Source organism: Candidatus Pseudomonas auctus, assembly GCF_048654275.1.
Classification (GTDB): domain Bacteria; phylum Pseudomonadota; class Gammaproteobacteria; order Pseudomonadales; family Pseudomonadaceae; genus Aquipseudomonas; species Aquipseudomonas pharyngis.
Genome location: NZ_JBJYZK010000006.1, coordinates 107,865 through 129,036, shown reverse-complemented (window position 1 = coordinate 129,036; position 21,172 = coordinate 107,865). Strand labels below are relative to the sequence as shown.

Below are 21,172 nucleotides of genomic sequence, written 5' to 3'. Positions count from 1 at the left end.
CAGTAGGATAGGCCACCGTCACGGGCCACATCAAAGGCCCAATTTGCATAGCCGCGCGCTTATCGGCGCCGGTGAATCTAGGAATTCTTATGGACCGCGTGCGAAATTTACTGGAACAGATCCAGAGTCGCCTTGAAGAGCTGAACAAGGCCGAACGCAAAGTCGCTGAAGTGATCCTGCTCAACCCACAGCAGGCCACCCGCTTCAGCATCGCCGCCCTCGCCCAAGCGGCGTCGGTCAGTGAACCGACGGTCAACCGTTTCTGCCGTTCGTTCGGCGTCAGCGGCTACCCCGAACTCAAGTTGCAACTGGCGCAGAGCCTGGCCAGCGGCGCGGCCTATGTCAGCCGCGCAGTGGAAGCTGACGACAATCCCGAGGCCTATACGCAGAAGATTTTCGGCAGTGCGATCGCCTCGCTGGACAGCGCGTGCCAGGCACTGGACCCGAACCTTATCAGCCGCGCCGTCGACCTGTTGATCCAGGCCCGGCAGATCCACTTCTTCGGCCTGGGTGCTTCGGCTCCAGTGGCTTTGGATGCACAGCACAAGTTCTTCCGCTTCAATCTGGCGGTCACCGCCCACGCCGATGTGCTGATGCAACGGATGATTGCCTCGGTGGCGCACACCGGCGAGCTGTTCGTGATCATTTCCTACACCGGCCGCACCCGCGAACTGGTGGAAGTGGCGCGCATCGCACGGGAGAACGGCGCTTCGGTGCTGGGCCTGACGGCCGAGAACTCACCGCTGGCCAAGGCCAGTACGCTGAGCCTGAACATTCCGCTGCCGGAAGACACCGACATCTATATGCCGATGACTTCGCGGATCATTCAGTTGACCGTGCTGGATGTACTGGCGACGGGGATGACCTTGCGTCGCGGGGTGGATTTCCAGCCGCATCTGCGCAAGATCAAAGAGAGCTTGAATGCGAGCCGGTATCCGGTTGGAGATGAGTTCAACTAAGGCGTTAAAAGCTTAAAAGCCAACCCTCATCGGAACGCCGCCCGCCCAGCCCTCTCCGGGAGGGAGAGGGGGCCGACGGTGTTGCCCTCAAAAGTTACATCGACCTGAACGATCAACGTTTCCTCTGGCTTGGCCAAGCCAAGATCACCGCTGTAGTCGCAAGTCGGTGTAAATAGCCAATCCAACTCGGTCAGTCCCCTCTCCCCCCGGGAGAGGGTTAGGGTGAGGGGCAGCGGTCGAACTGACACACTCAAGCCCCCGCCCACGCCTGCAAACTCAAATGCGCCTTCTCCCCCGGCGCCAGATGCAGGCTGTCGGTGCCACCCGCCGCCGCTTCAACACAGACAAACTCCGAGATCTCATCCCAGGTTACGCCCAGCAACGGCCGCGCCCCCGGATGCCACACCACCGTGTCCGCGCTGTCGCCAGTGTCGATACACAATTCGCGCTGCCAGGCGTGATCCTTGAGCTGTAATTCACCGTCGTGCTGGAACACTCGCTGACAGCCGCCATCAACCCGCAACTCGCCTTCCTGCTGGCAAGCCTCACGGTTCAACTGGTCATAACCCTGCGCCCCTTCGAGCCCAGACAGCGCTATCTCACTCACGTCACCAATACGCCAGTAAGCGTGCAAAGCCTGGCTCAACTGGCACGGCATATCGTCCTGATGCTCGGTACTCAGGCGCAATTCCATGCGTTCGCCCAGGTGTGCGTGCAGGTCCACCTGCCAGTCGCACAGCTGCAATTGCCAATGCAGGCGCACGCCGTCCTCGGCGCTGCTGCTGTCGAGCAGTTTCCAGTCCAGCAATCGCGCCCAGCCATGGGACGGCCACGCGTTTTCGCTCGGGTGACGGCCATACCACGGCCAGCACACCGGCACGCCACCGCGAATCGCGCCGACATGCGGCCACTTCGCCGCGCACCACAGCCAAGGTTTCTGCCCGCGCGGTTGAAAGTGCAGCAATTGCGCACCCTGGCGACTGAACACCGCCTGACACAGCGGATGATCGATCACCAGCACATCGCGCATCTGATAGCGCTCCCAGGCGAACACCGGTCGTTCACGCAAGGATTTGAAGAAGCGTTGCAGCGGATGCTCATGCATGGGCCACGGTTCCAGATTCAACTTTCATGGGCTGCGACACCCCTGTCCGCAAATATGCGCACATAGAGAGGAGCTTATCGCAGACGCGTCAGAACGTAGACTGAATTTTCAGGCCAGCGACCAAAGCGTTATCCACTTCATCCACACCGCCCGGATGAGTGATGTATTGCAGGTTCGGGCGCACGGTCAGCCAGTTGGTCACGTGGAAGCCGTAGTTGATCTCGTAGTTGTATTCGGTTTCACGAATCGGCGAGAACACCGGATTGTCGTAATCCGAAACACCGTTGGAGACGTTAAGCAGTTCGGCGTTTTTCTTCACGTCATCGTTGACGTGAATACGCGCAGCACCGATACCGAAGTCATCCTTCGGACGCGCATCGAACAGACCTTTGTACACAAACATCACGGACTGATAGTTGTCGATGAAGTTGGTGTCCTTGTCGTGGAACGTGGCGTTGGCAGCGATGCTCAGACCACGGCTCTTGTCACCGTTGTGGCTGGTGAGTTGCTGTTGCGCAACAAACCAGTAACCGTGCTTGCTGCTGTGAGTGCGGTAGGCATCACCGGTGGTCGCCGCGTCGAAACCGTTGACGTCCTCGCGAACGTCGTCGGCATCGGCCGTGCTCTTGTAGTAACCGACACGGTATTCGCCCGGCAGGCTGTTCGGGTTAGGCAACCAGACCAGTTCCACTGGCAATACGGTGCCTTTGGTGCCGCTGCCGCTCAACTTGAAGCCGTTGCCATGTTCCAGCTGCGACGGGTTCTGGTTGTACGCACCGATCTGCGCGTAGAGCTCGTCGTTGATGTTGTATTTGACGCGAATGGCCGCCTGGCTGACCGGCCAGTTGTACCAGATGTTGGTCGCCCAGTTACCCACTTGCGAACCGCAGAACGCCAGGTTCTGGAACTCGCACGGGAAGGTGTTGAAGTCTTCGCCTTCACCGAAGTAACCGGCCTTGACGTCGAGTTTGTTGTCGAAGAACTGGTGTTTGATCCACAACTGGGTCAGACGCACCATGTGGCCACGACCGTAGACTTCCTGCGAGGAGCTGAGTGTGCCGGCACGCGGATCGCCAACACGATCGTTGGAAATGTTTTCGCCATTACGGTTGGTCAGCTGGATCTTGGCCTGGGTGTTGTCCCAGCCCCACAGTTTTTGCAGGTCCAGCGCCACGCCCAGACCGAACTGGTCGGAGTAACGCGCCGTCTTGTCGTTGTTGTAGCCGCCGTGAAGGTTGCCGCCCACCTCACCGACGTAGTCCATCTTGATGTCGATGCCCTGCTCGATCAGCTTGGTCCGCTCGCCACCCCAGTCCCCGGTCATCCACTCCGAATCGGAGCTGAACGCGTCAGCCGCGTGGACGCTGCCGGCCAGCATCATTGCCGCAACTGCTGACAACTGGCCGATTCGCTGAGCGTTGTTGTTCTTCTTCATCCCTACATCCTCGTTTTATTGTTATTAACTGTTCTTCTTATTTAACGCGGTTTACATCTGATGCGGCGCGCGACAGGCCACGCACCGCGTGCTCCCTGCGGGAACGGGCCTGCCCGCTCCCGCCTGTGTTCATCAGCGACCCTTGAACTGGGCCACGTTAGCGCTGTGCGGTTCGGCTTTCGGCAGGCCCGCAATCCCCAGGCGTTCGCCGGACTGGGCGTCGAACAGCAGCACTTTCGACGGATCGAACTGCAGGGTCAGGGTTTCGCCCACCTGCGGTGCCACATCCGGCGCCAGACGGCAGCAGACCTTGGTGTCGTTGAGGTTGACGAACACCAGGGTGTCCGGGCCGGTCGGCTCGGTGACCTGCACTTCAGCCTTGATGCTCGGCAGGCCATTGCCCTCGCCGTTCGCCAGCGCGATCTGCTCCGGGCGCAGGCCGAGGATCACTTCGCGGTCTTCGAGACCGGCGTCCTGCATCGCCATCGGCAATTCGCAACGGGCCTGGCCGCTGTCGAGCAGCGCCACCAGACGGCCGTCCTTGCGTTGCAGGCGCAGTGGAATGAAGTTCATCGGCGGCGAACCGATGAAGCTCGCCACGAACAGGTTGGCCGGGTCGTTGTAGATCTCTTTCGGCGTACCGAACTGCTGGATGATGCCGTCCTTCATCACCGCCACTTTGTCGCCCAGGGTCATCGCTTCGATCTGGTCGTGGGTCACGTAGACCGTGGTGGTTTTCAGGCGCTGGTGCATCAGTTTCATTTCGGTACGCATCTCGACGCGCAGCTTAGCGTCGAGGTTGGACAGCGGTTCGTCGAACAGGTAGATCTTCGGTCGACGCGCCAAGGCACGGCCCATCGCCACGCGCTGTTGCTGACCGCCGGAGAGCTGGCCCGGCTTGCGATTGAGCAGGTGCTCGATCTGCAACAGCTTGGCCACGCGGGCGACTTCTTCGTCGATCGCCGACTGGCTCATCTTGCGGATCTTCAGACCGAACTCGATGTTCTCGCGCACGCTCATGGTCGGGTACAGCGCGTAGGACTGGAATACCATGGCGATGTCGCGATCTTTCGGGCTCATGCCGCTGACGTCCTGGTCACCGATCATGATTGCGCCGCCGGTGATGGTTTCCAGGCCGGCGATGCAGTTCATCAGGGTCGACTTGCCGCAGCCTGAAGGCCCGACGAGGATCAGAAACTCACCGTCCTTGATCGACAGTTCGATGTTCTTCAGGGTGTCCGGCAGGCCGGCACCGTAGGTCTTGTTTACATTGCGAAGTTCGAGCGTAGCCATGATTACCCCTTGACTGCGCCGGCCGTCAGCCCGCGCACGAAATACTTGCCTGCGACCACATAGACCAGCAGGGTCGGCAGCCCGGCGATCATCGCCGCCGCCATGTCCACGTTGTATTCCTTGGCCCCGGTGCTGGTGTTGACCAGGTTGTTCAGCGCCACCGTGATCGGTTGCGAATCACCACTGGAGAACACCACGCCGAACAGGAAGTCGTTCCAGATCTGGGTGAACTGCCAGATCAGGCAGACCATGATGATCGGCGTCGACATCGGCAGGATGATCTGGCGGAAGATCGTGAAGAAGCCCGCGCCATCGAGGCGCGCCGCTTTGATCAGCGCATCCGGAATGCTCACGTAGTAGTTACGGAAAAACAGCGTGGTGAACGCCAGACCGTAGACCACATGGATGAACACCAGGCCGGTGGTGGTACTCGCCAGGCCCATTTTGCCGAGGGTGAACGAGGCCGGCAGCAGCACGGTCTGGAACGGCAGGAAGCAGCCGAACAGCAACAGGCCGAAGAACAGCTGCGAACCGCGAAAGCGCCAGAACGACAGCACATAACCGTTCAACGCACCGATGGCGGTGGAGATGATCACGGCCGGAACGGTGATCTTGATCGAGTTCCAGAAGTAGCCGTCAACGGTGGCCCAGGCTTTCACCCAGCCGATGCCGCTGACCACGGTCGGCCAGCTCAGCAGGTTGCCGGTGGAGATGTCTTCCGGGGTCTTGAAGCTGGTCAGCAGCATGACCACCAGCGGTACCAGATACAGCAGGACCGCGAGGATCAGCACCGCGTAGATCGCGATGCGACTCAGGCTGATGGCCGGTTTGGAGGCGAGACTAGTCATGACGCTTGGTCCTCAGCTCGGAGTACAGGTAAGGCACGATGATCGCGAGGATCGCACCGAGCATCAGGATTGCACTGGCCGAGCCCATGCCCATCTGTCCACGGCTGAACGTGAACGAGTACATGAACATCGCCGGCAAATCGGAGGAATAACCCGGGCCGCCGGCCGTCATGGCCGCCACCAGGTCGAAGCTCTTGATCGCGATGTGCGCCAGAATCATCACTGCACTGAAGAACACCGGACGCAGGCTGGGCAGCACCACTTTCCAGTAGATGCGCGGCATGCTCGCGCCGTCGATCTGGGCGGCACGGATGATCGATTGATCGACGCCACGCAGACCGGCGAGGAACATCGCCATGATGAAGCCCGAGGCTTGCCAGACCGCCGCGATCACCAGGCAATACACCACGCGATCCGGGTCGATCAGCCAGTCGAGACGGAAGCCTTCCCAGCCCCAGTCCCGCAGCAATTTGTCCAGGCCCATGCCCGGGTTGAGCAGCCATTTCCACGCAGTACCGGTCACGATCATCGAGAGCGCCATCGGGTACAGGTAAATGGTGCGGATAAAGCCTTCGCGACGGATTTTCTGGTCGAGGAAAATCGCCAGTGTCACGCCGATTACGAGGGTGATGCCGATGAACATGCCGCCGAACACGGCCAGGTTCTTGCTCGCCACCCACCAGCGGTCGTTGTCGAACAGGCGCTCGTATTGCGCCAGCCCTGCCCACTTGTAGTTAGGCAGGAAGGTCGACGTGGTGAACGACAGGACAAACGTCCAGAGGATATAGCCATAGAAGCCCACCAGAACGATGAACATGCTCGGCGCCAGCACCAGTTTCGGTAGCCAGCGCTGCAATGCGTCGAACGGCGAGGCCTTGCTGAACACAGCAACAGAACTCATGGGAAGATCCAGTAGAAGGATTAAGAATTACGGATGCGATCCCTGTGGGAGCCAGCCTGCTGGCGATTGCGTTGTGTCAGTTCACACTTTCGGTGGCTGACGGTCCGCTATCGCGAGCAGGCTCGCTCCTACAGGCCAAGCATTACTTGGCAGCCTTGATGGCAGTGCCGAGTTTCTTGGCAGCGTCGGCCGGGTCGGCTTTCGGGTCGTTGATGTAGTTGGTCACGACATCAAAGAACGCACCCTGCACGGCCAGCGTGGTCGCCATGTTGTGCGCCATGCTCGGTTGCAGGCCGCCGTTCTTGGCGTCTGCCAGGAAGTCCTTGGCAGCGGTCTGGGCGCAGGAGTCGAAACCGTACTTGCCCATGTCGGCGAGCATGTCGTTACGCACCGGGATCGAGCCCTTGTTGATGCTGAAGACTTTCTGGAAGTTTTCACCCAGCACGACTTTGGCGATGTCCTGCTGACCGGCCGCGGTGCCCGCGTCCTTCTGCTTGAACACGGCCAGTGAGTCGATGTTGTAGGTGAACGCATTGTCGGTGCCCGGGAACGCTACGCACTCGTAGTCCTTGCCGGCGACTTTCTTGGCGGCGGTCCATTCGGACTTGGCCCAGTCACCCATGATCTGCATGCCGGCCTTGCCGTTGATGACCTTGGCCGCTTCCAGGTTCCAGTCCTGGCCTTTGCCGTCCTGGTCCATGTAGGTCGCGACTTTCTTCAGCTCGGTCAGGGCCTTGACCATTTCCGGGCCGGTCAGGGCAGCGTTGTCCAGGTCGACCAAGGCTTTCTTGTAACCATCAACGCCCATCACCGACAGCACGACCGCTTCGAACACGGTGCTGTCCTGCCAAGGCTGACCGCCGTGAGCCAGCGGGATGAAGCCCGCCGCTTTCAGCTTGTCGCCGGCGGCGTAGAATTCTTCGAGGGTGGTCGGGGCTTTTTCGATACCGGCTTTCTTGAAGACTTCCGGGTTGATCCACAGCCAGTTCACGCGGTGAATGTTCACCGGTACGGCCACGTAATCACCTTCGAACTTCACCGTGTCGGAGACTTTTTTGTCGAGCAGGCTGTCCCACTTCTCGGACTTGGAAACGTCCTTCAGCACGTCAGTGTCGAGCAGACCGGTCGACGCCCATTCCTGGATGTCCGGGCCCTTGATCTGGGCAACGCCTGGCGGGTTGCCGGCTACTGCGCGGCTTTTCAGCACGGTCATGGCAGTTGCACCGCCACCGCCGGCGACAGCGCCGTCTTTCCAGGTGAAACCGTCTTTCTCGACTTGTGCCTTGAGCACATCGACGGCAGCTTTTTCGCCACCGGACGTCCACCAATGCACGACTTCCACCGAACCTTTGGATTCGGCAGCGGAAACACTCAGGGGCAGCACAGCGAGCGGGAACAGGGAGGCGACAGAAATGACAGTAGCGAGGCGAGAAATCGCATTCATCTGAGATGTACCTTTCTTGTTGTTATGCATGCAAGTCTGGTGCTTGCGCTGCACACGAGTTTAAACAGAGCGTTTCCCCCCGCAGGTAACGAAGGGACGCGCGAATGTCACCACATGGTTACACAGGAACGCTTCGAGACAGGTGTGCCAGAGCACTGGCCATGCTCGGTGCCAGCGGCAGACGCGGAATCAGAACAGCCTGCCAGGCGTGGTACAGATCCGGTTTGCCCGCCCAGATATCGGCACTTGGACGGTTTTGCGGGTCGAGTTCGTGATGCCAGCTGCCGTCGCAGCGGTCGATGAAATACGTTTCGCAAAATTCCCAGAACAGGCGATACCAGGTTTCGTACTGCGCATCGCCGGTGCGTTTGAGCAAGGCACTGGCGGCAGCGCTGGCCTCGGCGTGGGTCCAGTGCAGGCGATGACGCACCACCGCTTTGTTGTTCCAGTCGAGGGTATAGACGATGCCCGGCGCACCATCGACATCCCAGCCATGGCGGCAGTTTTGTTCGAACAGCTTTTGCGCATCGGTGGCCAGCCAGCCGGGCGTGAGCATGCCGGCCTGAACCCGCGCGGCTTCGAGGTGCAGCAACAGCCGCGCCCACTCGAAACCATGGCCCGGCGTGGTCCCGTAGGGACGGAAACCGTCGGCGGGATTGTCATGGTTGTAGTCGCGCAGCGGTTGCCAGTTGCGGTCGAAATGCTCGATCACCAGGTAATCGTTGGCGGCGGCGTGCCCGTGAATCACCCGCTCGACGATGCGTTGCGCACGCACCAGCCAGCGCGGGTCTTCGGTGACATCGGCCAAGGCAAGGAAGGCTTCGGTGGCGTGCATGTTGCTGTTGGCGCCGCGATAGGCCTCTTCTTCGCGCCAGTCGCGGTTGAAGAACTCGCGCATGGCGCCCTCTTCCTCGCTCCAGAAATACGTGTCGATGATGTCGATGGCGTCATCCAGCAACGCCTGCGCGCCCGGACGTTGTGCGACCACTGCGGAACTCGCCGCCAGAGCGACGAAAGCATGCAGATAAGCGTTCTTGCCGGTGTTGCCGTCACGGTGTTCGGCGACGGCGAACCAGCCGCCGTGCAGCGCATCGCGCAACGGACCGCGCAGGGCTGTAATGCCGTGATCGACCAGCTCGGCGAACCCCGGCAGACCCTGAATGTGGGCCATGGCGAAGCTGTGGGTCATGCGTGCGGTGTTCATGGTTTCGGCTTGCGCGCCGGCCTGGAGCTGGCCGCGCTCATCGAGATTGCCAAACCCTTCGGGCAGCCGTGAAGCCTTGGCAAATGCCAGCAGGCGCAGGCCTTCATCGGCGAGCCATTGCTGGTGGGCAGGGGCGTTCAGCCAACTGCTGAAGCCCGGATTGAAATGATCCATGGGTGGCCTTTTTTGTTGTTATGACTGCGGGCAGTCTAAACAACGGGCCGGGAGGGGCTTGTAACGAAGGGGGCGGGTTTTGTCACCGAGTCGTGACAAAGAGCCAGCCCTCACCCCAGCCCTCTCCCGGAGGGAGAGGGGGCCGACCGAGGGATATTGCAGAGGTACGCCGACCTGAACGATTCGCTTTGAATCCATAATCGATAAGGTCTTTCAGGTCGATGTATGACGCCAGACACCTCGGTCGGTCCCCTCTCCCTCCGGGAGAGGGTTAGGGTGAGGGCAAGCTTTTGACTTAATCCGCCGAACGCGGCAATTGCAGGGTCACACGTAAGCCGCCTTCACGCAGGTTCTGCAGCGTCACTTCACCGCCATGGCTATGGGCAATGTTGCGGGCGATCCCCAAACCGAGACCGTAACCCTGCTGCTGTCCCGCCAAGCGGAAGTGCGGCTCGAACACCTGCTCCAGCCGCTGCTCCGGCACGCCCGGCCCTTCATCGTCGACATGCAGCACAAACGCACGATCATCGTCATCGATGTGCAGGTGGGCGTTCTGCCCGTACTTCAACGCGTTGTCGATCAGGTTGCCGATGCAACGCTTGAGCGCCAGCGGCTTGCCCGGATACGCCGCCAACGCCCGCCCCTGCTGCGTCACGCGACCATTGCCGGCCGGCGCCAGATAGGGTTCCACCAGGCAGTCGAGCACATGGTTCAGGTCCACCGGCTCGATGTTTTCGTGGATGTCGGTGTCCTTCACGCATTGCAGCGCGCCTTTGACCAGCAGCTCCAGTTCGTCCAGATCGCGGCCGAACTTGGTTTGCAGCTTCTCGTCTTCCAGCAGTTCGACCCGCAGGCGCAGTCGCGTAATCGGTGTACGCAGGTCATGGGAAATCGCGCTGAACAACTGGCTGCGCTCGGTCAGGTAACGGCTGATCCGCTCGCGCATGGTGTTGAAGGCGCGGCCCACTTCGACCACTTCGCTGCCGCCGCCCTCGGCCACCGGCTCGACATCGGCGCCCAGCGACAAATCCCGCGCGGCCCGTGCCAGACGCTTGAGCGGCCGGCTCTGCCAGTGCACCAGCAGGCCGATGAACAGCAACAGAAAACCGCTTGTGAAGACGATGAACCACACCTGCTGGGTCGGCAGGCCTTGCTCTTCGAGACTGGTGTAGGGCTCGGGCAACAGCGAGGCGATGTACAGCCACTCACCCGGCGCCAACTGAATCTGAGTCACCAGCACCGGCGGATTCACCGGCTCAAGCGTAAGCGCGTAATGCGCCCAGGAACGCGGCAACTCATCGAGCTTCAACCCGGCGTTGAAGATCCGTAGGTCATCGGGGCTGACGAAGGTCACCAGAATGTCGGTGTCCTGGCCCAGCGACTGACGCAGCACTTCATCCACCGCTTTCAACACCGCGGCCTTGCGCGGCGTCACCGGCAGCACTTCCATGCCCAGCGGTTTGTCATTGAGCGTCACCACAAAACGCGTGCCGCCCATGCTGCGCAATTGGTCGAGCACCAGAGGCCGATAGGCCACCGGCAACGAGCGGAAATAACTGACGCTGGCGGTCATCGAATGGGCGAGGCTGCGGGCGCTGGTGACCAGCCCTTCGAGCTGGGTCGCACGCAATTGGGACACCCAGATCACGCTGGACAGGGTCTGGGCGAACAACACCGCGAGCAGCGTCAGCAGTAGCATTCGCCCAAGCAGCGAACGCGGCATCGGCACTTTGCGCGCGGTGGTGCGCAGGAACTCAATGACCATTGCCGGCAACCACATTGGCTGCCAGTTGGTAGCCGCTGCCGCGCACGGTACGGATCAGGCGCGGCGGTTTTTCGGTGTCGCGCAGACGCTGGCGCAGACGGCTGACGGCCATGTCGACGATGCGGTCGAGGGGCATCAGGTCGCGGCCACGGGTGGCGTTGCCGATGGTGTCGCGGTCGAGGATTTCCTGGGGATGATCAAGAAACAGTTTCAACAGGGCGAAGTCGGCGCCGGACAGAATCACCTCCTCGCCGTCGGCGTGAAACAGCCGATGGCTGACCATGTCCAGCCGCCATTCATCGAACGCCAGCACTTCACTGCCGCCACGTTCCTGGCCGAATTGGGCGCGACGCAGCAGGGCCTTGATTCGGGCTTGCAGTTCGCGGGGGCTGAAAGGCTTGCCGAGGTAATCGTCGGCGCCGAGCTCCAGGCCGATGACCCGGTCGGCTTCGTCGGAACTGGCGGTGAGCATGATGATCGGCACCTGGGCCTGACGCGGATGCTGGCGCACCCAGCGGCACAGGCTGAAGCCGTCTTCATCGGGCAGCATCACATCGAGGATCACCAGATCGCTCGGCGCGTCGTTCAGCGCCTGACGGAAACCGGCGCCATCCGCCGTGGCCCGTACCTGAAAACCCGCGCGGGTCAGGTAGGTTTCCAGCAACTCGCGTATCTCCTGGTCGTCATCGACCAACAAAATCGACTTGTTGACTGAGCTCACTTCGAAGGCATCCTTGTTGTTGGAATTGGGCGGATTATGCCTGATGTGTTGATTGTTCCCACGCTCGGCGTGGGAATGATCATTTACCGGATTGTTCGAGCGCCACTCCTGCACCGACGAGCCCCGAGTACGGCGCCGTCACCAACCACACCGGAATTCCCTTGAAGTAATCGCTCATGCAGCCCTTGTCGGCGAAGCTGCGGGCGAAACCGCTTTCGAGGAAGAAATCGGCAAAGCGCGGAATCACGCCGCCCACGATGTACACCCCGCCACGGCCGCCGGTGGTCAACACGTTGTTGCCGGCCACGCGACCGAGCCAGCAACAGAACTGCTCCAGCACTTCCAGGGCAATCGGGTCGCCTGCAAGACCTGCCGCAGTAATTGCCTCAGGTGTGTCGAGTTTCGGTTCATGACCATCCACCGCGCAGATCGCCCGGTACACCCGAGGCAAGCCGCCGCCGCTCAATGCGGTTTCCGCGCTGACGTGGCCGATCTCGTTGTGGATGTGTTGCCAGAGCTGGGTTTCACGCGGGCTGCTCAGCGGCAGATCGACGTGACCGCCCTCTCCCGGCAACGCGGCAAACCGACCTTCCCCCAGATCGAGCAAGGTGCCGACGCCCAGGCCAGTGCCCGGGCCGATCACCACTGCCGGGCGCAATGGTTCCGGCGTGCCTTCGCAGACCACGCGGAATTCGCCGGGCTGCAAACGGGTCATGCCCAGCGCCATCGCCGAGAAGTCGTTGATCAGCAACAGCTGCTCGACCTGCAAGGTCTGGCAGAACGCCTTGCGGCTCAGGCGCCAGTGGTTGTTGGTGAATTTGAATTCATCGCCGCTCACCGGCCCCGCCACCGACAGGCAAACCGAACCGATGGCGCCCGGCGCCAGACCGAGCCCGCTCAGGTATAGGCCGATCGCCTCTTCCGGGCTGGCATGGTCGGCCGTGGCCAGCACCTGAACCGATTCGAGCTGCTGATCTTTCCACAACGCAAACCGCGCGTTGGTGCCTCCGATGTCACCGACCAAAGCCAGTTTCAATTAAGCGTCTCCAGGGCAGAAGTGAAGGCGCTGGCGCCCTGCTCCGCCGAGCTGAAGGCCAAACGCATGAAGCCAAACAGTTCGCGACCGCTGCCGATGTTGTTGCCCAACAGGCCTTTGGCGGGTTCGCGCGCTGCGAATTCGGCGGCGTCCACCTTGAGTTCCAAAGTGCCTTTGACGCCATCGACGCGGATGATATCGCCCTCTTGCACGCGCGCCAAAGCGCCGCCGACATAAGCCTCGGGGCTGACGTGAATCGCCGCCGGAATTTTCCCGGATGCGCCGGACATACGTCCGTCCGTCACCAACGCCACCTTGAAGCCGCGATCCTGCAGCACACCGAGGAACGGCGTCATTTTGTGCAGCTCCGGCATGCCGTTGGAGCGCGGGCCCTGGAAGCGCATCACCGCGACGAAATCCTTCTCCAGCAGACCGGCCTTGAAAGCGTCGGCCAGATCCTGCTGATCCTGGAACACCATGGCCGGTGCTTCGACGATCTGGTTTTCCAGCGCCACGGCAGACACCTTCATCACGCCGCGACCGAGGTTGCCTTCCATCACACGCAAGCCGCCCTCTGCCGAGAATGCACGGGCCACCGGGCGCAGGATGTTTTCGTCGAGGCTGTCGGTCGGGCCTTCGCGCCACACCAGCTTGCCGTTATCGAGGAACGGCTCCTTGGTGTACTGGCTCAAGCCGTGGCCGAGCACGGTGTTGACGTCTTCGTGCAGCAGACCGGCTTCGAGCAGTTCGCGGATCAGGAACGACATGCCGCCCGCCGCCTGGAAGTGGTTGATGTCAGCCTTGCCGTTCGGATAGACGTGGCTCAGGGTCGGCACGACTTCGGAGAGGTCGGCCATGTCCTGCCAGGTCAGTTGAATGCCTGCCGCCATGGCGATGGCCGGCATGTGCAGGGTGTGGTTGGTCGAGCCGCCGGTGGCGTGCAGCGCGACGATCGAGTTGACCAGCGCCTTCTCGTCGACGATTTCGCCGATCGGCAGGAAGTTGCCATTCTGTTTGGTCAGGCGCGTGACCTGATGCGCGGCTTCGCGAGTCAGGGCCTCACGAAGCGGCGTGTTCGGGTTGACGAACGATGCGCCCGGCAAGTGCAGGCCCATGACTTCCATCAGCAACTGGTTGGTGTTGGCGGTGCCGTAGAAGGTGCAGGTGCCCGGGCTGTGGTAGGACTTCATTTCCGATTCCAGCAGCTCTTCGCGGGTCGCCTTGCCTTCGGCGTACTTCTGCCGCACGTCGGCTTTTTCCTTGTTGGAAATCCCCGAGACCATCGGCCCGCCCGGTACGAAAATCGTCGGCAGGTGACCGAAACGCAGGGAGCCCATCATCAGGCCCGGCACGATCTTGTCGCAGATGCCGAGCATCAGCGCGCCGTCGAACATGTTGTGCGACAGCGCCACCGCCGTCGACATCGCGATCACTTCGCGGCTCGGCAGGCTCAGCTCCATGCCCGGCTCGCCTTGGGTCACGCCGTCGCACATCGCAGGCGTACCGCCGGCGAACTGGCCAACCGAGCCGATTTCGCGCAGGGCGTTCTTGATCTGTTCCGGGAAGACTTCGTACGGCTGATGCGCCGAGAGCATGTCGTTATATGACGAAACAATTGCGATGTTCGCCGAGTTCATCATCCGCAGGCTGTGCTTGTCTTCGCTGCCACACCCGGCCACGCCGTGGGCGAAGTTGGCGCATTGCAGCTTGCCGCGCATCGGCCCGTCGGTGGCGGCGCCGCGAATCAGTGCAAGGTAAGCCTGACGCGTGGCGCGGCTGCGGGCGATAAGCCGTTCGGTGACCTCAAGAACGCGGGGATGCATGTGTAGAACTCCAGGCTAACGGATGTGGCGACCTGATTGTCTATGCTGATCAAAAGCCCGTTCGCGTGGGATGACGAACGGTTTTGTTGATCATTCGGACCAGTTGATTCAGGTCACTCGTTGTAGATAAAACAAAATATTGCCACTAAAAAGGCTTGTTTTCTATTTTTATGCGAATAATCTTGTAATTCCAACAACAAAACGACGGCGGCGCTGTTCAATGACTCTTCGAATCGCAATCAATGGTTTTGGCCGCATCGGCCGTAATGTCCTGCGCGCACTGTATACCCAAGGCTATCGTCAGGATTTGCAGATCGTCGCCATCAACGATCTGGGCGACAGCGCGATCAATGCGCATCTGCTCAAATACGACACCGTTCATGGCACATTCGACGCCGAAGTGGCTCATGACAACGAGAGCCTGACCGTCAACGGCGACCGCATTTCGGTCAGCGCCATTCGCAACCCGGCCGACCTGCCCTGGGCCGCGGAAAAGATTGATGTGGTGTTCGAATGCACCGGTCTGTTCACCGACCGCGCCAAAGCCGCTGCGCATATTACCGCCGGCGCACGCAAAGTGATTATCTCGGCCCCGGCCAAGGGCGCCGATGCCACCGTCGTTTATGGCGTGAACCACGACATTCTGCGCCAGTCGCACCAGATCATTTCCAACGCCTCGTGCACCACCAACTGCCTGGCCCCGGTGGCCCAGGTGCTGCACCGCGAACTGGGCATCGAAAGCGGTCTGATGACCACGATTCACGCTTACACCAACGACCAGAACCTGACCGACGTTTACCACACCGACCCGTACCGCGCCCGCTCCGCCACCCAGAACATGATCCCGAGCAAGACCGGTGCTGCCGAAGCCGTGGGTCTGGTGCTGCCGGAACTGGCTGGCAAACTGACCGGCATGGCCGTGCGCGTGCCGGTGATCAATGTGTCGCTGGTTGACCTGACCGTGCAGTTGAAGCGCGAAGCCTCGGCCGATGAAGTCAATGCACTGATGAAAGCCGCGAGCCAGCATTCGAAGATCCTCGGCTACAACACCCTGCCGCTGGTATCGAGCGACTTCAACCACAACCCGCTGTCGTCGATCTTCGACGCCAACCACACCAAATCCACCGGCAAACTGCTGAAAGTGCTGGCCTGGTATGACAACGAGTGGGGCTTCTCCAACCGGATGCTCGATAACTGTCTGGCGCTGTGCAACGCGGAATAAACGCCTGCCCCCACAGGTTTGATTTCAATCTGAAATCAACACTTGACCACTCGGGCGGATGATAAGCATTATCATTCGCTCGAAATGGATCAGGTCTTCCCGTGAGTCAATCACACTTCAATCACGTGTTCCTCGCCCAGCGCACATCGCTGCTGCGGACTCTGGAACGGATGGTCAACAACCACAGCACCGCCGAAGACCTGTTGCAGGAAACCTACCTGCGCGTCACCCGGGCGCTGAGCGAACGGGCCATCGATCACCTTGAACCCTTTGTCTTCCAGACCGCGCGCAACCTGGCGCTGGACCATTTGCGTGCGCGCAAGATTCATTCGCGCACCATGGTCGACGACGTGCCGCAAGACGTGGTGCACAGCGTCGCCGCCCCCGCCAGCAGTGCCGAAGACGCCGCTCACGCCGAACAATTGCTGGAGCGCCTGAACGTGAGCCTCGGTGAACTCAGCCCCCGCCAACAGCAAATCTTCATCCTCAGCCGCCTGCACGGGCACAGCTATCAGGAAATCGCCGAAGAACTGAGCGTCTCTCTCAGCACGGTGCAGAAAGAACTCAAACTGATCATGACCATCTGCATCGGTGTCGCCGAACGCTTGAACAACGACTGATGCCGTAGGGCTTTTCTGTAAACCTCAGGATCGACTGCACTGATCATCGGGCTTTGTTACCCTTGCCCGACTTTTACGCTTCACTAAAAAAACAGCCGTGCACAGACACTGCCGAGGAAACACCGTGACGGACATCCACCGCTCCCCTTCGCCTTCATCGGCGCAGGACGCTGCAAGCGCAATGGACCAGGCTCTGGACTGGCTCATCGTGCTCGGCAGTCCGGACGAGGAGCAGACCCGGCAATTTCATGCCTGGCTGGCGGCCGACCCGTTGAATGCCGAGGCGTTCGCCAAGGCCCAGGCAATCTGGGACGGCCCGCAGATCGCCCAGTGCGCACAGAACCTCGCGGCCAAACCGAAGAAAGTCACCGTCCTCACTCGTTTGCGCCCGCACTGGAAGCCGCTGGCCACCGCCGCCGTTCTGCTGCTCGGGCTGTTCAGTTTCAGCAACCTGCCGATGCGTCTGCAGGCCGATCACCTGACCGTGGTCGGCGAGCGTCAGCGCCTGCAGCTCGAGGACGGTTCGAAAGTCCTGCTCAACACCAATTCCGCGTTCTCCAGCACGATCAACGATCAGCAGCGAGTCGCGCGGCTGTATCAGGGCGAAGCGTTTTTCGAGATCCCGGCCAGCCGCAGCCAGCCACTGGAAATCGACGCCGGGCCCGTGAAAGCCAGCGTACGCGACACCGCGTTTGCCGTGCGTTATCTGGACGGCGTGGCGCAGGTGCGGGTGCAGCGCGGCGATGTCGATCTGCGTGCGACCCGCGATGATGCGCGGGTTCGGTTGTCCGCCGGGGAAAGCATCCGCATAGGTCCCAACGGTTTCGACCGTCCGGCCAAGGTCGACGCCGCCACCGATCTGGCGTGGGTGCAGGGCCGGCTGATCTTCGAAAACTGCCCGCTGAACCAGGTGCTGGCCGAACTGCGCCGTTACTATCCGGGCTTCATCATCAACACCAACGAACAGTTGGCCGACGTCGCCGTCACCGGCAATTACCGTCTCGACCAGCCGCTGGACGTGGTGCGCTCGCTTGCTCACATCACCTCGGCCAAGCTCCGGGAATTCCCGGCGCTGGTGATCTTGAACTAAATGAGAATTATTTTTACTCGATAGCCAAAGCTCGTTCGTCTCGTTATAGCCAATGCAATTGATTCGCATCTCTCGAGATCAATCAGCACCTATAAAGATTCGTGCGACACGGAGCGCTATCGATGTCCTCACGCCTTACCCGCCAGACTTCTTCCCCTTCCCGCGTGCTGTCGCTGCTGACCGCCGCCATCCTGATGGCCGGCACCGCGCCGCTGATGGCCGCCACCGAACAGCCGACGCGCAACATGGGCGACTACTCGTTCGCCATCGGCCAGCAGCCGCTGGTGTCGGCGCTCAATGCGTTTACCGCCGTCACGGGCTGGCAGGTCGGTTTGCCGGCGCAATTGGGTCAGGATGTGTCGTCGCCGGGTGTGCGCGGTTCGCTGCCACCGGAAAAAGCCCTGGAGCGCCTGTTGGTGGGGACCAACCTGAGCTTCCGTAAATTGAGCAACAACAACGTCGTGCTGGAAAAACGCGCCAGCAGCGGCGCACTCAACCTCGATCAGGTGACCATCAGCGCCACCCGTCAGGAACAGTCGATTAACAGCGTGCCGGCCACCGTCAGCGTGCAGACCCGCGAGGATCTGGACCGCAACAACGTCAACACCATCAAGGATCTGGTGCGCTACGAGCCGGGCGTCTCCGTCGGCGGCGCCGGCCAGCGTGGCGGGATCAGCGGCTACAACATTCGTGGCATCGACGGTGATCGCATCCTGACTCAGGTCGACGGCGTCGAAGTGCCGGACGGTTTCTTCAATGGCCCGTACGCCAAGACCCAGCGCAACTACGTTGACCCGGAAATCGTCAAACGCGTCGAAATCCTCCGTGGCCCGGCCTCAGTGCTGTACGGCAGCAACGCCATCGGCGGCGCCGTGAGCTACTACACCCTCGACCCGGACGACATCATCAAGCCCGGCAAAGATGTCGGTGCCCGCCTGAAAACCGGCTACAGCTCCGCCGACGAGAGCTGGCTGAAATCCGCCACCGTCGCCGGTCGCGCCGACCAGTTCGACGGCTTGCTGCACTACAGCCAGCGCGACGGTCATGAAACCGACTCCTACGGCAGCAACAACGGCACGGGCCTGGAGCGCACCGCCGCCAACCCGGAAGACGTGAAAGCCACCAACGTGCTGGCCAAGATCGGCTGGAACTACAACGAAGGTTCGCGCCTGGGCCTGACCTACGAAAAGTACAAGGATGATCGCGACACCGATCAGAAAAGTGCTTACGGCGGCCCGTACTTCAACGGTGCCCCGACGATCCCGGACAGCGTGCTGCCCGGGGGCATGTACCAATGGCGCACCGGCAACGACACCATCACCCGCGAGCGTTTCGGCCTGGAGCACAGCTTCGAGTTGAACAGCCTGCTGGCGGACAACGTGAAGTGGAGCCTCAACCACCAGACCGCCAAGACCGATCAGAGCACCGACGAGTTCTACTACCCGATCACCCGCAAAGTGCTGCGCACCCGCGACACGATTTACGAAGAGAAACAGTGGGTCTTCGACGCGCAACTGGACAAGGCATTCGCCATCGGTGACACCGATCATGTGCTGACTTACGGCACCACCATCAAGCAGCAGAAAGTCACTGGCTCGCGCAGCGGCGACGGCAAGTGCCTGGCGGTCGGTCGCGGCTGCACCGCCATCGGCGCCACCAGCGCGGCTGACGTGCTGAAAAAATCCAGCGACTTCCCGGACCCGACCATCAACACCTACAGCCTGTTCGCACAGGATCAGATCAGCTGGAACAACTGGACCTTCCTGCCGGGCCTGCGCTACGACTACACCCAGCTCAAGCCGCACATCACCCAGGAATTCCTCAACACCGTGGCCGCCGACGGCAATGGCACGGTCAGTGATTCGAACAAGACCTGGCACAAAGTCTCGCCGAAATTCGGCCTGACCTACGCCCTGACCGAGAACTACACCTGGTACGGCCAGTACGCCGAAGGCTTCCGCACACCGACCGCGAAAGCTCTGTACGGCCGCTTCGAGAACAGCACCACCGGCTACAACGTGGCGCCGAACCCGGACCTGGAACCGGAAAAAAGCAAAAGCTATGAAACCGGCCTGCGCGGCAACTTCGAGCAAGGCTCGTTCGACGTGGCGGTGTTCTATAACAAGTACCGCGACTTCATCAACGAAGACGCTGTCACCCCTGGCTACGACGAGTTGACCTTCCAGTCGAGCAACATCAAGCACGCCACCATCAAGGGTGCCGAAGTCAAAGGTCGCCTGAATCTCGATTCCTTCGGCGCGCCGCAAGGCCTGTACACCCAAGGCTCGATTGCCTACGCCTACGGACGCAACAACGACAACGGCGAGCCGCTCAACAGCGTCAATCCGCTGACCGGCGTGTTCGGCCTCGGTTACGACCAGGACAACTACGGCGGCCTGCTGAGCTGGACCGTGGTCAAGAAAAAGGACCGCGTTGACGACAGCAACTTCAAGTCGCCGGATGGCGTCAGCAGTCAGTTCAAGACCCCGGGCTTCGGCATTCTCGATCTGGCCGGTTATTACAAGGTCACCGACGACGTCACCGTCAGCGGCGGCATCTACAACCTGACCGACAAGAAGTACTGGCTGTGGGATGACGTGCGCGGTTACGACAGCGTCGGCGAAGCCTCGGTGACGCAACCGGCCAACCTAGATCGCCTGACGCAGCCGGGCCGCAACTTCGCGATCAACCTGGTCTGGGATATCTGATCCGGATGACCTCACGGCGCGTGTGCATGGCCGCGCCGTGAGGTTTTTTTACTGTCCGGCGCTTGCCCGTACGTCTCGTTATCAAGCGCCTCCTCTTTTCAAGGACATCTCATGAGCACCCCGGAAAAAGCCCTGCGTTCGCAACGCCTGAACCAGATTACCCACGAGCCGCACAGCAAGCTCGATGCCCTGGTCAAGGCCCATGCGCCGTTCGAGAACCGCGCCAATTTCGCCCGTTTCGTGGTCGCGCAGTACCTGTTCCAGTCGGAACTGGTGTCGCTGTACAACGATGCCGAACTGACCGCCATCGTCCCTGACCTGCCGGCCCGCTGCCGCGCCGAAGCGGCCAAGGCCGACCTCGCCGACCTCGACACCGAAGTGCCTGCGCCGGTCGCCGGCGCCGTGAAGAATCCGAGCAAGGCCCGCGCCCTGGGCTGGATCTTCGTCTCCGAGGGCTCCAAGCTCGGCGCCGCGTTCCTGATCAAACGCGCTGTCGCGCTGGACCTGAGCGAAACCTTCGGCGCCCGTCACCTGGGCGAACCTGAAGGCGGTCGTGCAGAAGGCTGGAAAAGCTTCGTGCGTACCCTCGATTCGCTGCAATTCAGTGCTGAAGAAGAAGCGGAAGTGGAGCAAGGCGCGATTGATGCGTTCAACCGCTTCACCGTGCTGCTGGAACAGGCTTACGCCACAGAAGCCGAGCCGGCCTGAAGCCACACCGACTGCCCATTGTGGGAGCTAGCCTGCTAGCGATTGCGGCCTGACATTCAATTCAGATGTCGACTGATATACCGCCATCGCGAGCAGGCTCGCTCCCACATGGGAAC

General features: G+C 61.2%; 17 protein-coding genes. 6 read left to right on the top strand and 11 right to left on the bottom strand.

Going from position 1 to position 21,172, the window contains the following annotated elements:
• Nucleotides 1-98: 98 nt before the first annotated feature.
• Complete coding sequence (locus tag ACKUG4_RS13670) at nucleotides 99-959, top strand: MurR/RpiR family transcriptional regulator (protein WP_169842436.1); 861 nt, start codon at nucleotides 99-101, stop codon at nucleotides 957-959.
• 250 nt (nucleotides 960-1,209) lie between these two features.
• Here ACKUG4_RS13670 and ACKUG4_RS13665 read toward each other — a convergent pair whose 3' ends face one another.
• From ACKUG4_RS13665 to edd, 11 genes are all read right to left on the bottom strand, one after another.
• Complete coding sequence (locus ACKUG4_RS13665; RefSeq protein ID WP_445434196.1) at nucleotides 1,210-2,064, bottom strand: D-hexose-6-phosphate mutarotase; 855 nt, start codon at nucleotides 2,062-2,064, stop codon at nucleotides 1,210-1,212.
• A gap of 88 nt (nucleotides 2,065-2,152) precedes the next feature.
• Nucleotides 2,153-3,499: a carbohydrate porin gene (locus ACKUG4_RS13660; protein WP_039766091.1), complete on the bottom strand. Its 1,347-nt coding sequence runs from the start codon at nucleotides 3,497-3,499 to the stop codon at nucleotides 2,153-2,155.
• A gap of 132 nt (nucleotides 3,500-3,631) precedes the next feature.
• Complete coding sequence (locus ACKUG4_RS13655; RefSeq protein ID WP_085610787.1) at nucleotides 3,632-4,792, bottom strand: ABC transporter ATP-binding protein; 1,161 nt, start codon at nucleotides 4,790-4,792, stop codon at nucleotides 3,632-3,634.
• Between the two features lie 2 nt (nucleotides 4,793-4,794).
• A complete protein-coding gene (locus ACKUG4_RS13650) occupies nucleotides 4,795-5,640 on the bottom strand; it encodes a carbohydrate ABC transporter permease (protein ID WP_007951164.1) in 846 nt (281 codons plus the stop codon).
• On the bottom strand, nucleotides 5,633-6,541 hold the full coding sequence (locus tag ACKUG4_RS13645) for a carbohydrate ABC transporter permease (protein WP_007951166.1): 909 nt from the start codon (nucleotides 6,539-6,541) through the stop codon (nucleotides 5,633-5,635). The genes ACKUG4_RS13650 and ACKUG4_RS13645 overlap by 8 nt, the downstream gene beginning before the upstream one ends.
• 142 nt (nucleotides 6,542-6,683) lie before the next feature.
• Complete coding sequence (locus tag ACKUG4_RS13640) at nucleotides 6,684-7,985, bottom strand: ABC transporter substrate-binding protein (RefSeq protein ID WP_445434195.1); 1,302 nt, start codon at nucleotides 7,983-7,985, stop codon at nucleotides 6,684-6,686.
• Between the two features lie 118 nt (nucleotides 7,986-8,103).
• Nucleotides 8,104-9,363, bottom strand: coding sequence for a D-mannose isomerase (locus ACKUG4_RS13635; RefSeq protein WP_085647317.1), 1,260 nt, complete (start codon nucleotides 9,361-9,363; stop codon nucleotides 8,104-8,106).
• Nucleotides 9,364-9,658: 295 nt separating this feature from the next.
• Nucleotides 9,659-11,086 carry an ATP-binding protein gene (locus tag ACKUG4_RS13630; protein WP_170928295.1) on the bottom strand — a complete coding sequence of 476 codons (1,428 nt, stop codon included), beginning with the start codon at nucleotides 11,084-11,086 and terminating at the stop codon, nucleotides 9,659-9,661.
• Between the two features lie 31 nt (nucleotides 11,087-11,117).
• A complete protein-coding gene (locus tag ACKUG4_RS13625) occupies nucleotides 11,118-11,849 on the bottom strand; it encodes a response regulator (RefSeq protein WP_064598947.1) in 732 nt (243 codons plus the stop codon).
• A gap of 79 nt (nucleotides 11,850-11,928) precedes the next feature.
• On the bottom strand, nucleotides 11,929-12,885 hold the full coding sequence (locus ACKUG4_RS13620) for a glucokinase (RefSeq protein ID WP_236190931.1): 957 nt from the start codon (nucleotides 12,883-12,885) through the stop codon (nucleotides 11,929-11,931).
• Entirely contained in the window at nucleotides 12,882-14,708 is a 1,827-nt protein-coding gene (edd, locus tag ACKUG4_RS13615) for a phosphogluconate dehydratase (RefSeq protein ID WP_064598951.1), read from the bottom strand. The genes ACKUG4_RS13620 and edd overlap by 4 nt, the downstream gene beginning before the upstream one ends.
• 220 nt (nucleotides 14,709-14,928) lie before the next feature.
• Between edd and gap the strand changes: the two genes are divergently transcribed.
• From gap to ACKUG4_RS13590, 5 genes are all read left to right on the top strand, one after another.
• Complete coding sequence (gap, locus tag ACKUG4_RS13610) at nucleotides 14,929-15,930, top strand: type I glyceraldehyde-3-phosphate dehydrogenase (RefSeq protein ID WP_064598953.1); 1,002 nt, start codon at nucleotides 14,929-14,931, stop codon at nucleotides 15,928-15,930.
• Nucleotides 15,931-16,031: 101 nt separating this feature from the next.
• Nucleotides 16,032-16,550, top strand: a complete 519-nt coding sequence (locus ACKUG4_RS13605; RefSeq protein WP_064598955.1) for an RNA polymerase sigma factor — start codon at nucleotides 16,032-16,034, stop codon at nucleotides 16,548-16,550.
• Between the two features lie 124 nt (nucleotides 16,551-16,674).
• Nucleotides 16,675-17,640 (top strand): FecR family protein, encoded by a 966-nt coding sequence (locus ACKUG4_RS13600; protein WP_445434194.1) that lies wholly within the window; start codon nucleotides 16,675-16,677, stop codon nucleotides 17,638-17,640.
• A gap of 122 nt (nucleotides 17,641-17,762) precedes the next feature.
• Nucleotides 17,763-20,348, top strand: coding sequence for a TonB-dependent receptor (locus ACKUG4_RS13595; protein WP_445434193.1), 2,586 nt, complete (start codon nucleotides 17,763-17,765; stop codon nucleotides 20,346-20,348).
• Nucleotides 20,349-20,459: 111 nt separating this feature from the next.
• Nucleotides 20,460-21,056 carry a biliverdin-producing heme oxygenase gene (locus tag ACKUG4_RS13590; RefSeq protein WP_445434192.1) on the top strand — a complete coding sequence of 199 codons (597 nt, stop codon included), beginning with the start codon at nucleotides 20,460-20,462 and terminating at the stop codon, nucleotides 21,054-21,056.
• Nucleotides 21,057-21,172: the final 116 nt, after the last annotated feature.